Source organism: Mycobacterium celatum (genome assembly GCF_002101595.1).
GTDB classification, from domain to species: Bacteria; Actinomycetota; Actinomycetes; order Mycobacteriales; family Mycobacteriaceae; genus Mycobacterium; species Mycobacterium celatum.
This window is the reverse complement of the sequence record NZ_LQOM01000035.1, coordinates 38146-52529: the sequence shown is the minus strand read 5'-3', so window position 1 is coordinate 52529 and position 14384 is coordinate 38146. Positions and strand designations below refer to the sequence as shown.

Genomic DNA, 14384 nt, shown 5'->3' with positions numbered 1-14384 from the left:
ATCACTCCGTCGCTTGGGTCGGCGAGTGCAACCGCTCCAGCGTCTTGCCCTTGCCCAAATACATGTGCACCCCGCAGGGCAGACACGGGTCGAAGCTGCGCACCGTGCGCATGATGTCGATGCCCTTGAAGTGCTCTCGGTCGTTCTCCTCGAAGATCGGCTGGCCCTGTACCGCATCCTCGTACGGTCCCGGCGTGCCGTAGACATCGCGCGGGTTGGCGTTCCACGGCGTGGGCGGGTAGGGGTGGTAGTTGGCGATCTTGCCGTCGCGAATCACCATGTGATGGCTCAGTACTCCGCGCACCGCCTCGGTGAACCCGCAGCCGATGCCTTCCTTGGGCACCTCGAAGCGCTCCCAGGTCTTGGTGCGGCCGGCCCGGATCTCGCCGAGTGCCTGCTCGCAGAAGTGCAGTGCGCAGGCCGCCGAATAGGCCTGGAAGTAGGTCCGCGCCCGGTCGCGCTCGATCGTGTTGGACCCGTGCCGCGGGATCTTCCACTCCAGTTCGACGGGTCCCTTGAGCGCGGTCTTGGGCAGGTTGATCTGCACGCTCTGTCCGGTCGACTTGACGTAGCCGATGTCGACCAAGCCGGCCAGCGCGGTTGCCCACAGCCGGGCCAGCGGCCCGCCGCCGGTGTCCAGCGCGAGGTGGTCTTTGCCGTCGAACCAGCGCGGGGACATCACCCAGCTGTAGTTGCCGCCGTCCATGTCCCGCTTCTGCGGGTGGGGGTTGGTGTGCTGGTTCCAAGGATGACGACGATCCACCGGATTGCCCAGCGGGTCGGTCTTGACGAACATCTCCTGGTCGGTCCAGTCGTCGTAATACGAACTGCCCAAGAGGATCCGGATGCCGAGGTTGATGTCGACCAGCGATGTGGTGACCAGCTTGCCGTCGACGACCACCCCGGGCGTGACGAACATCTTGCGGCCCCACGACTCCATGTCCTTGTAGGAGAAGTTGCAGTACTCAGGATCCTGGAAAGAACCCCAGCAACCCAGCAGCGTGCGGCGCAGGCCGACTTTCTCGTAACCGGGGATCGCTTCGTAGAAGAAGTCGAACAGGTCGTCGTGCATGGGAACGACCTTCTTCATGAACTCGACGTAGCGCATGAGCCGGGTCATGTAGTCGGTCATCAGTTGAACTGTCGCGACGGTGCCGACCCCGCCGGGGTACAGCGTGGAGGGGTGGACGTGCCTGCCCTCCATCAGACAGAACATTTCCCGGGTGTAGCGGCTGGTTTGCAGCGCTTCGCGGTAGAACTCGCCGGAAAACGGGTTGAGCGACCGCATGATGTCGGCGATCGTCTTGTAGCCGTGCATGTCGGCGTGCGGCGCCGGGGTGTTCTCGGCCTTGCTCAGCACGCCCGGATTGGTTTCGGAGACCATTTTTTCGCAGAAGTCCACGCCGACCAGGTTCTCCTGGAAGATGTTGTGGTCGAACATGTATTCCGCGGCCTCGCCGAGGTTGACGATCCACTCGGCCAAATGCGGCGGCTTGACCCCGTAGGCCATGTTCTGGGTGTAACACGAGCATGTGCAGTGGTTGTCACCGCAGATCCCGCAGATGCGGCTGGTGATGAAGTGCGCGTCGCGAGGATCCTTGCCCTTCATGAACAATGAGTAGCCACGGAAGATCGACGACGTGCTGTGGCATTCGACTACTTCTTTGTTGTCGAAGTCGATCTTGGTGTAGATGCCCAGGCTGCCGACGATCCGGGTAATGGGGTCCCAGGCCATCTCCACCAGTTGGCCGGGTTCGCGCTTGGCCTGGGACGGCTCGGGGATGATCGTTGTCATCGAAATTCACTCTCTAATCTGTGGTGAGCGTTTGGGCCGCTACCAGGTGCGCCGGGCGCCCGTGGTGAGTTCGGTGCCCTTGTGCCGCCAGCGCGGCTCCTTGTCGACGGTGCGCCCGGTGATGCCGCGCAGGTTGCGGATCAGCGAGCCGTAAAGCCCAGACGCGGTTGTCGAAACTTTGCCGCCCGGCGGCTCGTCCATGAACGGCATGAACTTGTCCGGGAATCCCGGCATGGTGCATCCGATGCAGATGCCACCGACGTTGGGGCAACCGCCAATACCGTTGATCCAGCCGCGTTTGGGTACGTTGCATTTGACGACTGGACCCCAACATCCAAGCTTCACAATGCATTTGGGAGATCCGTACTCGGTGGCGAAGTCGCCCTGCTCGTAGTAGCCGGCCCGGTCGCAACCTTCGTGCACGGTGTGGCCGAACAGCCACTGCGGCCGCAGCGCGTCGTCGAGCGGGATCATCGGCGCCTGTCCGGTGGCCATGTACAGCAGGTAAGTCAGCGTTTCGGACAGGTTGTCCGGATGGATCGGGCAGCCCGGGACGCAGACGATCGGGATTCCCGCCTTGCTCTTCCAGTCCCACCCGAGGTAGTCCGGTACACCCATCGCCCCGGTGGGGTTGCCGGCCATCGCATGAATGCCGCCATAGGTGGCGCAGGTCCCTACCGCGACCACCGCGGTCGCCTTGGGCGTAAGCCGGTCCAGCCACTCGCTGGTGGTCATCGGTTGTCCCGTCGCGGGGTTGTTCCCGAACCCGCACCAATAGCCTTCGCTCTTGATGGCCTCGTTGGGGATCGATCCCTCGACGACCAAGACGAATGGTTCAAGTTCGCCGCGATCGGCTTTGAAGAACCACTCGAGGAAATCGTCGGCCCCACCGGTGGGCCCACATTCGAAATCGATCAGTGGCCAGTGGACGGCGATCTTGGGCAGACCGGGGAGGGCGCCCAGCGCGATCTCCTCGACGCTGGGCTGGGTGGCGGCAGTCAACGCCACCGAATCGCCATCGCAACTCAGACCCGCGTTGATCCACAGGACGTGGATCAATGTTTCTTCTGCCTTGACTGCTGCTTCCGTTGGCATACCGCAGCTTTCCGGGGCCAGGGGGCTCTGGGCTGTGGCCCCTGACACCGCCGGGGTCGACGGTCGGCCCGCTTACGCGGCGCTAATTTTCGGGTCTACTCCCGTCTAGTTGCATTGTCAACGGCTTTCGGCAATCGTGAAAACCTTTGATGGGCTTATCGAATTCGCCGTATCTCGCCGCGGGACAGGGTATCCTGAACGCACATCATCAGCGGCGGGGCGCTGCTTTTCACGTGTCAAATTAATCGGGTCGTTCCGTGGTCCTGCGAATCGATTGCATCTGAAAAGGTAATCGAGTCATTCCCTTTCACCGGTCACGAACTCTGGGACCCGCCCCGTCACCCCGCCACGAATCGCCGCAGCCAGCCGAACCATGCCGGCATGCCGGCGCCCGTGCGGGCGCTGACCGGCAGAACCGTCGCAGTCGGGTTGACCTCGCGGACGCGGGCGATATACGTGTCGACATCGACGTCCAGATACGGGACCAGATCGATCTTGTTGAGTAGCACCACATCCACGGCGCGGAACATCACCGGATACTTCAGTGGCTTGTCGTCACCTTCGGTCACCGAGTAGACCATGGCTTTGGCATGCTCGCCGACGTCGAACTCTGCCGGGCACACCAGATTCCCGACGTTTTCGATGATCACCAGATCCAGCGTGCCCAGGTCCAGACCCTGCAGCGCGCGGTTGACCATCGGCGCGTCGAGGTGGCATTCACCGCCGAATCCGTTGCCGGTGTTCAGCAGCGATATCTGAGCGCCGCGGCCACCGAGCTTGGCCGCGTCGAGGTCGGTGGCGATGTCGCCTTCGATCACCCCGACCGCGAACTCGCCGGCGAGTTCGTCGAGGGTGGCTTCCAAGATCGTCGTCTTGCCCGAGCCAGGTGAGCTCATCAGGTTGAGGGCTCGAACCCCGTTGCGCTCGAACGCCTCCCGGTTATAGCCGGCGCGGATGTCGTTTTCGGCGAAGATCGACTCCAGCACGTCGATGCGCTGCGTGCCGGTGTCGTAGCCGCTGTGGTCCCCGTGGTCGTGCTCGTGGGTGTGCGGCGCGTCGTCGTGGTCGTGGGTGTGCACGGTTCCGTCGTCGTGGCGATGAAACCTACCCATGGTGAGCGCCTTTCATGAAACGTCCAGTGAGGTCACCAAAAACTCGTCACCGCGCAGCACCTCGACGTCCCCACTCTCGCAGAGCGGGCACAACAAACACCACTGCGAGGCAACCGTCGAGCGCCGTCCGCATGACCGGCAGTGCACCTCCGCGGCGACGAACTCCAGCTCCAGCTCGGCGTCGGGCATGTCCTCGAAATCGCGGACAAGCGTCCAGCAGAACGACAGCGATTCGGGAACCACCTGACGCAGGGCGCCGATCCGCACACGGACGACGTCGACATGGCGGCCGTCGGCATACGGTTTGACCACCCCTGCAATGGCCTGACACAGCGACAGCTCATGCACGGTGACTCACCGCCATTCCCACAGAGCCTTGATCGCCGGCAGGCCCATGAACACCGTTCTACACCTGGCAGCTCGTCGCCGGAGGCCAACTATCCGCAACGGCTTGCCACGCGATCTGGCGGAATGGCAGCGCTATCCTGAACCCGGCGGGGCGCACCATGAAGCGTGACGAGTTGTTCGCCTCGATCGAGGCGGCGCGCCCCGGTCGCGATGACATCGTGTATCTCGCCCGGCGCGGCGACGAATACGAGTGGCGGATCGTGCCGCCGGGCAAAGCGGGCAGCGGTGTTCGGCCCGCGGTTGAACCCGATGTGTGGATGTCGCTCTCCGCGGAGTGGCCCCTCGACGACCCGCAACAGTTGCAAGCGTTCTTCGACGATCTGCTCGCCGAGCTGGAGTCGATGGCGGTCCACACCGATCGATGCCGCTGGCCGATTGACGACCCGTGGCCGCACACCCACTGATCGGGACCACCCATGGACTACCGGATTACTCCAGACGACCGCGCCCGATTCAAACGCTGTCGGCGGCAGTGGGATTTCGCCTCGCCGCACCGCCGCGGACTTGAGCCTGTCGGAGTTGTGGATGCCTTGCCTGCCGCGCTCAGTGATGCGCTCGCTGTCTACTACTACCCGGGCACCTGGGACTGGCCGCACGAATTGAAGCAATCGTTGGTCCACAAGGCCGCCGAACGCGCACTCAACGATGCCCGCGTGCCGGACCGGCTGCCGACCGCGACGGCGTTGCTCGACACCTATGACGCCTGGGCGCGCACCGTCGACGACTTCGCGCCCGTGAAGATCGACCATGACGTTCAAGGGCTGGTGCCCGATCCGCGTGATCCCGAACGCGGGTTGATGACCGCGGACGGATCTCCGGTGATCTACGCCTGCAGGATCGACTTGCTGGCAGTCGACGCCGCCGACGAGTACTGGGTGGTCCGCCACCTGATCGTTGAGCAGTGGCGGGACCTGGATGCGTTGATTCGCGACGAGGCGGCCATCGCAGCCTGTTGGGCCTGGGAGCAGGAATACCTGAGCATGGAGATCGTCGGCACGATCCATAACGAGCTGTGCATCGCTGGCGCGCCTGAGCCGCCGGCTACCGGTCCCACGAGCGGTGCGTCGAGTCGGGTTCGCCAAAACGAGCCCAGCGGCGGCGGCCGGGCGATACCGCAGCACCGGCGGGTATCGGCGCGCACTGCGCGAACCGGCGAGACGAACCGCGTCGAGCAATGCACCGCGGGCCTGCTGCGGCGGACCCACATCCGCCGCAGCGGAGCCGAGATCGGCGCGGTCGGCATGTTGATCGGCGCCGAAGCCATCGACATGACCAGTGAGCCGGCGATCTATCCGACATTCGCCCCCCACTGCCAGACATGTGAATTCAGCGGCCCGTGCCGCGCCCAAACCGAGGGAACCGACCCCGAGCCGCTGCTGGCACGACGATTTCGCCGGCGCCCGGCCGACGATCCGCGCAAGCCAAGGCTGGGCCAGTCGACGTGGGGCTTCGGCAGAGGAGCCGCACCCCCGACGTGGTGAACCCGCGCGGAATTGTGACCAATGTCAAGGGCCGAATGTGACCGAGGCCATTGCCGGGCCCGGCCCTCATTACCCACCCTGACTCGATCGACATTCTTGTTCAGGGGAGAACCGGTGGCTGTTGAGCCAAGTCATGTGGCGTTTGCATACGACCTGACCCTTGATGAGGCACGTCGGCGCGCCGCCGTGCTTGAGGCGATCGGGGACGACTGGGATCCGCTGGAGGTGCTGGCCGAGGAGGATCGCGCTTACGCGATGCTGTACTCCGGCCTGGATGACGAACAGCAGCGGATCTACGACGATCTGGTGGCCGCCGGCGTGCTTCCGGATCGGAGGGCCGGGCGTGTTCCCGATTGACCCCACCGCCGATGGGAGTCGCCGCGCCTGGTTCGGCTGCCCACAGTGCAACCACGGCGTCGGTTGCGACGAGTGCATCAGTGGCCGCAATTGCGGTGACCACTGGCAGTACCTGCTGAGCAACGAGGCGTGGTTGCTGCACCTGCAATGCCCCGACTGTGGCCATCTGTGGTCGATCGACAGCCGGCCGGCGACCGGCGCGGCCTAGCCCGCCGTCAACCGCGGAAGCTGATCAGCGGGATCGCCATTTCGGCAGCCGTCGCGGCGCCGTGCATGCCGACAAGCTGCGCCACTTCCGGTGGTTCGTAACCGGTGGCCAGCACCGCGGTGTCGCCGGTGCAGCTGACCACGACGTCGCCGATCCGCTGCAGGTGGTCGGCGCGCACCGGTCCGAACAATCCGGCCACTACCGCGTCGTCGCGGCTGTATACCTCGGCCCGGCCGGCCAGCACCTCGCTCCAGGCGGCAACCACGTCGGGCGTCGCGCCGTCGACGGTGTGCAGGTAGCGCACCCGCGGATCGCCGGCCACCATCCGGACGCCGGCGCCCAGCTGCGGGTCGGCGTCGAGATCGAACCGCGCCGCCGTCGGCACGTTCAGCCCGCCGTGATCGGCGGTGACCAGCAACGCCGCATCGGCCGGCAGTGCCTCGACCAGCCGTGTCAGCAGCGCGTCGACATTCGCTGCCGCGACGTGCCATTCGGGGGAACCGATACCGAACACATGCGCGGCGGTGTCGAGTTCGGCGGTGTAGCCGTACACCAGACCCGGCTCCGCGGCCAGCAGGTCGGCCAAGTGTCCCGCGTAGTCCTCGCGGGTAGTTGTCGCGTGGAACTCGGCGCCTCGATAGGCCGCCTCGGTGAGCCCGCTGCCGATGAAGTGCGCCGGCAGCAGGGCCCGCGCGCGGACCCCGGCCCGGCCCAGCCGCTCGAACCAGGTGGGGACCGGCTGCCACTGATCGGGCGGCGGATCGTCGCGCCAAAAGATGTGGTTCAGCACCCGGTCGGAGTCGGGCAGCTTGACGGTGAAGCCCAGGATCCCGTGCTCGCCGGGCAGCGCCCCGGTGCCAAGGGATACCAGGCTGGTCGGTGTCGTCGAGGGGAACGTGCAGGCCAGCTCGTCGAGCCGGCCCACTTCGCCGGCCAGCACCGACGCGAGCAGTGGAGCATCGGCGGCCAACTCCGGCAGCAGGTGCCCGCCCATCCCGTCGACCAGCACCACCGCGACGCGACGCACGTCGCCTATCCGCTCGGTCACCCCCAGCGTGTCGACCGCATCCGGCGCCCCGAGCAGCGCAGCGGCAGCCGGAAGTATGTCGCAGATGGAACGCGGCGATCGCAAGCGCGGCGGAGCCGGGCGCAGCGGGTCGGCGCGCGACAAACTCGGCACGACGTCAGTCTGGCAGCCGCGTTTCGCATCCTGGGCGATACTGGAAGTGTGACCAGGCCATCGGCGTTGGATCCGGCCGTCACCGAGCGGATCGGTGAGGTGCTGCGCGCCCACGGGCTACGGCGGATGGCGTCGCGGATCGCGGTGCTGGCGGTGCTCGAGCCGGTCCACGGCCATCTGTCCGTCGCGGAGATCGACCAGCGGCTGCGGGACTGCCTGCCTGCCGGCGAACCGCCCCCCGACCTGGCGACGATCTATCGCACGGTGACCACCCTGGTCGAGCAGGGCGTGCTGCATGCGCTGACCCTCGAAACCGGTGTCACCACCTACGGTTTGGCCACAGACCCACACCATCACGCGGTATGCACGCGCTGCGGGTCGATCATCGAAGTGCCGGCGCAGCAGCTGACCTCGGCGCTGGAACACGCAATGGCCGGCAGCTCCTTCTCGCTGTCGGAGCGGGCCGGCCTGACCCTGCACGGCCTGTGCCCGCAATGCCAGGACGGCTCAGCGCAATCCGAGTAACGCGTTCTCGACGACTTCCGGCAGCGCCGGGTGAATCCAGTACTGGCCGCGGGCCATCTGGTGGGCAGGCAGCCCGAAACTCATCGCACCGATCAGCGGCTGAATGATCGACGACGCTTGATGGCCCATGATGTGCGCGCCCAGCAGTCGACCGGTACCGCATTCGGCGACGAGCTTGACAATGCCGGTGGTGTCCTCCATCGCCCAGCCGTAGGCCACGTCGCCGTAATCCTGGATCTTTACTGACACGTCGAAACCCTTTGCTACAGCTTGGTTTTCAGTTAGACCCACACTGGCGATCTGCGGGTCGGTGAACACCGCGGAAGGAACGTAGCGGTGGTCGGTGGCCACCATCGCCTCGATGTCGTCCCAGTCGCAGAGCAGATTGTGCTGCACCACGCGGGCCTCGTGGTTGGCGACATGCTTGAGCTCGTACGGCGACGACACGTCGCCCAGCGCGAAAACGTCACGCGCGGAGGTTCGTTGGTATTCGTCGACCACCACCCGGCCGCCGGCGATCTCGATTCCTGCCTGCTCGGCCTCCAGCAGGTCACCGTTGGGTTTGCGGCCGGTGGCCACCAGCACCGCGTCGGTGGTCAGCGTCGACCCGTCGTCGAGTTCCAGCACGATCCGCGAGCCCCGATGATGCGCTCCGACGACGTTGCGGTGGGTGCGCAACTCCCATTTCGTCGACGCGATGCGGGTAAACCGTTGGCACAGCGTGTCGTCCAGGTGCCGCAGCAGCGTGCCGCCCCGTATCACCAGCGTGATCCGTACGCCCAGCGCGGAGAAGATGTGCGCGAATTCGGCTGCCACGTAACCGCCGCCGATGATCACCAGATGCTCGGGCAGCTCCGCGATGCGCATGATCGTGTCGCTGGTGTGGTATTCGACGCCGCACTCGAGGACGGCCGGCGGTGCGACGGGCCGCGATCCGGCCGCGACCACCACCTGGTCGGCGGTGAACTCGTCGCCGCCGTCGGTGCGCAGCAGGTAGCGCCCGTCCGGCTGGACCGGACCGAATCGGGTGTGCTGGCCGTAGACGTCGACGTTGGGGGAGGACCGCCGGTAGTCTTCGCCGCTGATCGCGATCGGGTCGATACGCCCGAAGATGCGCGAGACGATATCGTCCCAGCGCAACCCGTCGATGCGCGCGTCGACGCCGTAACGGGCTGCGCCACGGATGGTTTGGGCGACCTCGGCGGCGTAGACGAACATCTTGGTGGGGATGCATCCCACGTTGAGGCAGGTGCCGCCGAAAGTGCCCTGCTCGCAGATCGCGACGCGCTTACCGGCGTACCGTTCGTCGAGAATGCTGTTGCCCGAACCGGTTCCGATGATCGCGAGGTCGTAGGTTTCCATCTTCATCCATTCGGCGACGGTACGGGTTGAGTGGCACCGAGGTAGTCGTCCAGCCAGGTGTCGAGCTGCTGGTAGGCCGCCTGCCTCGGCCCTGGCATGGACAGAAACACGTCGTGCTTGGCGTCTTTGACCGGGACGACGGTGGACCAGTTTCCGATACAGCCGGCCCACCGGGCGATCTGGGTGACGTCGAGAACCGCGTCGCCGCATTGCAGTTCGACCGAATCGGCGTCCTCGGGAACGCTGTGATCCGAACGCAGAATCAGGTTGGGCACCCCCACGTCGAGTCCGCGGTGCAGCCGGGCCTGGCCTCGCCGAACGGCGTGCAGCCAGCCGAAGGTGATCGGGAAACCGCCCAGCGGCTTCCATGCCAGGTCGTACTCGAACTCCCCGTGGTAGTCGCGGTGCAGGCTGGCCCCGTACCCGCCTGGCCCGGGCGCCCGGGCCACCCGCCACTTGGCGACCCGCGCAATGGCGGCGATCATCGCCGAGGTCAGCGGCCAGCGCAGCACGGCCGGCCCGGGCAGGTCCAGCAACGGACTGTTGAGCACCAGCCCGCCGACACCTGCCCGCTCGATGGCGCCGCGGCGTCGCAGCCGGTCCAGCCACAGCGGCACGATCAGCCCGCCGGTCGAATGGCCGTACGCCAGCACCCGGGCCGATTCGGTCTGCTCGCCGATGACACGCAGCGCGTAGTCCAGTTCGGCGTCGTAGCGGGCCAGGTCGGTGGTGAAGTGCGGGGTTTGGCCGGCCCGTCGCGAGCGGCCGCATTTCTGCAGGTCCAGCGCGTAGAAGGCGAAGCCGCGGTCGGCGAAGTGGTCGGCCAGCGCGGTGTGGAAGAAGTAGTCGGTGTAGCCGTGCACGGCCAGCACCGCGTCTGCCGCCGGCGCGGCGTCCCCGCGGCGCACCAGGGTCGCAAAGAGCTCACCCTCGCCGTCGGGATCGGGGCCCAGGCCGATGGTGTGCTGCCAGTAACCGGGCAGGACATCGCGCTGCCAGCCAGTCACGTCCGCCAGCTTAAAGCGTGCCCGATCCCGCCCGACCCCGCCGGGATAACCTGAGGACCAATGACCACGACCGCGAAGACCGACGTCGTGCTGGTGGGCGCGGGCATCATGAGCGCCACGCTGGGCGCGTTACTGCGGCGGCTGGAACCGGACTGGTCCATCACGATCGTCGAGCGCCTCGACGGCGCCGCCGCCGAAAGCAGCGCGGCATGGAACAACGCCGGCACCGGCCACTCCGGACTGTGCGAGCTGTTCTACACACCCGAACGGCCCGACGGCTCGATCGACATCTCCAAGGCGGTGCGGGTCAACGAGCAGTTCCAGGTCACCCGCCAGTTCTGGGCGTACGCGGCGGAGAACGGCATGCTCACCGACGTGCGGGAGTTCTTGAGCCCGATCCCGCACGTCAGCTTCGTGCAGGGCGCCGACCGGGTCGACTACCTGCGCCGGCGCCGCGAGGCGCTGGCCGCCAACCCGTTGTTCGCCCACACCGAATTCATTGTCGGTGCCGACGAGTTCGCGCGGCGGCTGCCTCTCATGGCGGCCGGGCGCGACTTCACCGAGCCGGTGGCGCTCAACTGGGCCACCGACGGCACCGACGTCGACTTCGGTGCGCTGGCCCGCCAACTCATCGGCTACGGCGAGCAGCGCGGCACCGCGGCGCTGTTCGGGCACGAGGTGCGCAACCTGCACCGTCAGCGCGACGGCAGCTGGACGCTGATGGTCCGCAACCGCCGCACCGACGAAAATCTCATGCTGAACGCAAAATTCGTGTTCGTCGGCGCCGGCGGCGGCGCGCTGCGGCTGCTACAGCGCTCCAGCATCAAGGAGGTCGGCGGATTCGGCGGCTTCCCGATCGGCGGGCAGTTCTTGCGCAGTGGCAATCCCGCGGTTGCCGGTGGGCACCGGGCCAAGGTGTACGGCCTTCCCGCGCCCGGCGCGCCCGGCATCACCGCGCCGCATCTGGATGCGCGGATCGTCAATGGCAAGTCCTGGTTGTTGTTCGGGCCGTTCGCCAGCTGGTCGCCGAGGTTCCTCAAACAGGGCCGAGTCAGCGATCTCCCGCGCTCGGTGCGGCCGGACAACCTTGCGTCGCTGCTGAGGGTCGGCGTCCGCCAGCGCAGGCTGGTGAACTACCTGATCGGCCAGCTGCCCCTGTCGCACCGCGAGCGGATGGACGCGCTGCGCGAATTCGCCCCCAACGCAACGGATTCCGACTGGGAGCTGGTCGTCGCCGGCCAGCGGGTGCAGGTGATCCGGGGCGGAGCGCTCGAATTCGACACCACGGTCCTGATCGGTGCCGACGGCAGCATCGCGGGACTGCTCGGGGCCTCGCCGGGCGCGTCCACGGCCGTGTCGGCAATGTTGGAGGTGCTGGAGCGCTGCTTCGGCGGGCGCTACCAGTCGTGGCTGCCGACCCTCAAGGAGATGGTGCCGTCGCTGGGGGCTACGTTGTCGCACGAGCCGGCGCTGTTCGAGGAGGTGTGGTCGTGGGGCAGCAAGGTGTTGGGCTTATGACGGTCTCGCTGCGCCGCGCGTGGGCCAAAGACCTTGACGCACGCACCCTTTACGAGCTGCTCAAGCTGCGAGTGGAGGTGTTCGTCGTGGAGCAGGCATGCCCGTATCCCGAGCTTGACGGGCGTGATCTGCTTGCCGAAACCCGGCACTTCTGGCTGGAAGCTCCCGACGGAGAAGTGATCTGCACGTTGCGGCTGATGGAAGAACACGCCGGCGGCGAGAAGGCGTTCCGCATCGGGAGGCTGTGTACCCAGCGCCGCGCTCGCGGACAGGGGCACACCACTCGGCTGCTGCGCGCCGCACTGGCCGAGGTGGGCGATTACCCGTGCCGCATCGACGCACAGGCATACCTGGCGGACATGTACGCCCGGCACGGCTTCGTCCGCGCCGGTGAGGATTTCGTCGAGGACGGCATTCCGCACGTGCCCATGCTGCGGCCGGCCAGCCCGCCTCCTCCTCAGGCCGTTCCACGGCCTGCATCGTCGGCGGGCGGGCCCGGGACCGGAGCCGAGGCCCACCCGTGAAGCCCTATCCGTTCAGCGCGATCGTCGGCCACGAACAGCTGCGCCTGGCGTTGATCCTGTGCGCGGTGCGCCCGGAGATCGGCGGGGTGCTGATCCGCGGCGAGAAGGGCACCGCCAAGTCCACGGCCGTGCGCGGGCTGGCCGCGCTGCTGTCGGCCGCCTCCGAAGACGCTCGGCTGGTCGAACTGCCGATCGGCGCCACCGAAGACCGGGTTGTCGGCTCGCTGGACTTGCAGCGGGTGCTGCGCGACGGCGAGCACGCCTTCTCGCCGGGGCTGCTGGCCCGCGCCCACGGCGGCGTGCTCTACGTCGACGAGGTCAACCTGCTGCACGACCATCTGGTCGACCTGCTGCTCGACGCGGCCGCGATGGGCCGGGTGCACGTCGAACGCGACGGCATCTCGCATTCCCACGAGGCGCGGTTCGTGCTGATCGGAACGATGAACCCGGAGGAGGGGGAACTGCGTCCGCAGTTGCTGGACCGCTTCGGGCTGACCGTCGACGTTCACGCCTCGCGCGACGTCGACGTGCGGGTGCAGGTGATCCGGCAACGAATGGCGTACGAGTCCGATCCGGAGGGCTTCGCCGCCGGGTATGCCGACGCGGACGCCGAGCTGGCCAACCGCATCGCCACGGCCCGGGCTCAGGTTGACGATATCGTGTTGCCGGACACCGAGTTACGCCGCATCGCGGCGCTGTGCGCGGCATTCGACGTCGACGGGATGCGCGCCGATTTGGTGGTGGCGCGCACCGCGGTGGCGCACGCCGCCTGGCGCGGCGCCGACACGGTCGACGAGTCCGACATCCGGGTGGCCGCCGAGTTGGCGTTGCCGCACCGGCGCCGCCGCGACCCGTTCGACGAGCCCGGCATCGACCGCGAGCAACTCGACACGGCACTCGAGCAAGCCGGCCAGGATGACCCGGAGCCCGACCCTGACCCGCCGGGCGGTGGCCAGAGCGCCGAAGATGCGGCGCCACACCAGAGTTCCGCACCGCAAGCCCCGAAACCCAGTGCACCGCCGTCGGCCACCTTCCGGATCCGCGCGCTCACCGTCCCCGGCGTCGGCGAAGGAGCACCGGGCCGCCGATCCCGGGCCCGCAACGCCACCGGCGCCGTGGTGGCCTCCAGCGACACAGACGGTCACGGCCTGCACCTGTTCGCCAGCGTGCTGGCCGCCGCCGAACACTCGGACGGGGCTGGCCGGCTTCGGTTGCAGCCCAGCGATATTCGTCGTGCCGTGCGCGAAGGCCGAGAAGGCAACCTGGTGATCTTCGTCGTCGACGCGTCCGGCTCGATGGCCGCGCGGGACCGGATGGCCGCGGTGAGCGGCGCCACGCTCTCGCTGCTGCGCGACGCCTATCAGCGCCGCGACAAGGTCGCGGTGATCACCTTCCGCCACGACGGCGCACGACTGCTGCTCCCGCCGACGTCGTCGGCGCACATCGCCGGACGCCGATTGTCCCGGTTCGACACCGGCGGCAAAACCCCTCTCGCGGAGGGGCTGCTGGCCGCCCGCGAACTGGTGCTCCGCGAGAAGATCCGCGACCGGTTACGCCGCCCGCTGGTGGTGGTGCTCACCGACGGCCGGGCCACCGCCGGTCCGGATCCCTTGGGGCGCAGCCGCGCCGCGGCCGCTCTGCTCGTCGCCGAAGGCGCTGCCTCGGTGGTGGTGGACTGCGAGACGTCGTTTGTCCGGCTGGGTTTGGCGGAGCAGCTGGCCCGTGAGCTCGGAGCGCCGACGGTGCGGCTGGAGCAGTTGCGGGCAGACTGTCTGACCCGGGCCGTGCGCGGCGCGGCCTGAGCATCGGAAG

General features: G+C 67.3%; 15 protein-coding genes. 8 read left to right on the top strand and 7 right to left on the bottom strand.

The features are described from left to right. Nucleotide 1: 1 nt before the first annotated feature. The 4 genes from AWB95_RS15575 to AWB95_RS15560 form a co-directional block, all read right to left on the bottom strand. Complete coding sequence (locus tag AWB95_RS15575; RefSeq protein WP_085168378.1) at nucleotides 2–1795, bottom strand: nickel-dependent hydrogenase large subunit; 1794 nt, start codon at nucleotides 1793–1795, stop codon at nucleotides 2–4. A 39-nt stretch (nucleotides 1796–1834) separates the two neighbouring features. Continuing rightward, nucleotides 1835–2890 carry an NADH-quinone oxidoreductase subunit B family protein gene (locus AWB95_RS15570; protein WP_062541074.1) on the bottom strand — a complete coding sequence of 352 codons (1056 nt, stop codon included), beginning with the start codon at nucleotides 2888–2890 and terminating at the stop codon, nucleotides 1835–1837. A gap of 338 nt (nucleotides 2891–3228) precedes the next feature. Beyond that, nucleotides 3229–4002: a hydrogenase nickel incorporation protein HypB gene (hypB, locus tag AWB95_RS15565; protein WP_062541075.1), complete on the bottom strand. Its 774-nt coding sequence runs from the start codon at nucleotides 4000–4002 to the stop codon at nucleotides 3229–3231. A gap of 12 nt (nucleotides 4003–4014) precedes the next feature. Then, nucleotides 4015–4350, bottom strand: coding sequence for a hydrogenase maturation nickel metallochaperone HypA/HybF (locus tag AWB95_RS15560; RefSeq protein WP_062541076.1), 336 nt, complete (start codon nucleotides 4348–4350; stop codon nucleotides 4015–4017). 158 nt (nucleotides 4351–4508) lie between these two features. On the opposite strand from AWB95_RS15560, the gene AWB95_RS15555 reads away from it, so the two are divergent. The 4 genes from AWB95_RS15555 to AWB95_RS15540 all read left to right on the top strand — a co-directional run bounded on the left by AWB95_RS15555 (nucleotide 4509) and on the right by AWB95_RS15540 (nucleotide 6456). Then, nucleotides 4509–4814, top strand: coding sequence for a hypothetical protein (locus AWB95_RS15555; protein WP_062541077.1), 306 nt, complete (start codon nucleotides 4509–4511; stop codon nucleotides 4812–4814). A 117-nt stretch (nucleotides 4815–4931) separates the two neighbouring features. Continuing rightward, nucleotides 4932–5891 carry a hypothetical protein gene (locus AWB95_RS15550; protein ID WP_085168377.1) on the top strand — a complete coding sequence of 320 codons (960 nt, stop codon included), beginning with the start codon at nucleotides 4932–4934 and terminating at the stop codon, nucleotides 5889–5891. A gap of 114 nt (nucleotides 5892–6005) precedes the next feature. Further along, the gene (locus AWB95_RS15545) at nucleotides 6006–6248 is read left to right on the top strand and encodes a DUF6400 family protein (RefSeq protein ID WP_085168376.1); all 243 of its coding nucleotides are present in this window, start codon (nucleotides 6006–6008) and stop codon (nucleotides 6246–6248) included. Further along, complete coding sequence (locus AWB95_RS15540; RefSeq protein WP_062541079.1) at nucleotides 6235–6456, top strand: hypothetical protein; 222 nt, start codon at nucleotides 6235–6237, stop codon at nucleotides 6454–6456. The genes AWB95_RS15545 and AWB95_RS15540 overlap by 14 nt, the downstream gene beginning before the upstream one ends. A 7-nt stretch (nucleotides 6457–6463) precedes the next feature. On the opposite strand, the gene AWB95_RS15535 is transcribed toward AWB95_RS15540, so the two are convergent. Beyond that, entirely contained in the window at nucleotides 6464–7636 is a 1173-nt protein-coding gene (locus AWB95_RS15535) for an alkaline phosphatase family protein (protein WP_085168375.1), read from the bottom strand. A gap of 48 nt (nucleotides 7637–7684) precedes the next feature. Here AWB95_RS15535 and AWB95_RS15530 point away from each other — a divergent pair, with 48 nt between their 5' ends. Next, entirely contained in the window at nucleotides 7685–8161 is a 477-nt protein-coding gene (locus tag AWB95_RS15530; protein WP_062540048.1) for a Fur family transcriptional regulator, read from the top strand. Here AWB95_RS15530 and mtr read toward each other — a convergent pair. Both mtr and AWB95_RS15520 read right to left on the bottom strand, forming a co-directional pair. Then, on the bottom strand, nucleotides 8144–9523 hold the full coding sequence (gene mtr, locus AWB95_RS15525; protein ID WP_062540049.1) for a mycothione reductase: 1380 nt from the start codon (nucleotides 9521–9523) through the stop codon (nucleotides 8144–8146). The genes AWB95_RS15530 and mtr overlap by 18 nt on opposite strands. Before the next feature lie 2 nt (nucleotides 9524–9525). Continuing rightward, the gene (locus AWB95_RS15520; RefSeq protein ID WP_085168374.1) at nucleotides 9526–10530 is read right to left on the bottom strand and encodes an alpha/beta hydrolase; all 1005 of its coding nucleotides are present in this window, start codon (nucleotides 10528–10530) and stop codon (nucleotides 9526–9528) included. 60 nt (nucleotides 10531–10590) lie between these two features. On the opposite strand from AWB95_RS15520, the gene mqo reads away from it, so the two are divergent. The 3 genes from mqo to AWB95_RS15505 are packed head-to-tail and all read left to right on the top strand — an operon-like array spanning nucleotide 10591 to nucleotide 14374. Continuing rightward, nucleotides 10591–12048: a malate dehydrogenase (quinone) gene (mqo, locus tag AWB95_RS15515; protein ID WP_062538987.1), complete on the top strand. Its 1458-nt coding sequence runs from the start codon at nucleotides 10591–10593 to the stop codon at nucleotides 12046–12048. Beyond that, a complete protein-coding gene (locus AWB95_RS15510; protein ID WP_062538986.1) occupies nucleotides 12045–12572 on the top strand; it encodes a GNAT family N-acetyltransferase in 528 nt (175 codons plus the stop codon). Before mqo ends, AWB95_RS15510 begins: the two co-directional genes overlap by 4 nt. Continuing rightward, nucleotides 12569–14374, top strand: a complete 1806-nt coding sequence (locus AWB95_RS15505) for a magnesium chelatase subunit D family protein (RefSeq protein WP_062538985.1) — start codon at nucleotides 12569–12571, stop codon at nucleotides 14372–14374. Before AWB95_RS15510 ends, AWB95_RS15505 begins: the two co-directional genes overlap by 4 nt. The last annotated feature ends 10 nt before the right edge of the window (nucleotides 14375–14384 follow it).

Bases quoted from the DNA above. Each gene is read 5' to 3' on its own strand.
- AWB95_RS15575 (WP_085168378.1), bottom strand. From the start codon at position 1,795: ATGACAACGATCATCCCCGAGCCGTCCCAGGCCAAGCGCGAACCCGGC.
- AWB95_RS15570 (WP_062541074.1), bottom strand. From the start codon at position 2,890: ATGCCAACGGAAGCAGCAGTCAAGGCAGAAGAAACATTGATCCACGTC.
- hypB (WP_062541075.1), bottom strand. From the start codon at position 4,002: ATGGGTAGGTTTCATCGCCACGACGACGGAACCGTGCACACCCACGAC.
- AWB95_RS15555 (WP_062541077.1), top strand. From the start codon at position 4,509: ATGAAGCGTGACGAGTTGTTCGCCTCGATCGAGGCGGCGCGCCCCGGT.
- mtr (WP_062540049.1), bottom strand. From the start codon at position 9,523: ATGGAAACCTACGACCTCGCGATCATCGGAACCGGTTCGGGCAACAGC.
- mqo (WP_062538987.1), top strand. From the start codon at position 10,591: ATGACCACGACCGCGAAGACCGACGTCGTGCTGGTGGGCGCGGGCATC.
- AWB95_RS15510 (WP_062538986.1), top strand. From the start codon at position 12,045: ATGACGGTCTCGCTGCGCCGCGCGTGGGCCAAAGACCTTGACGCACGC.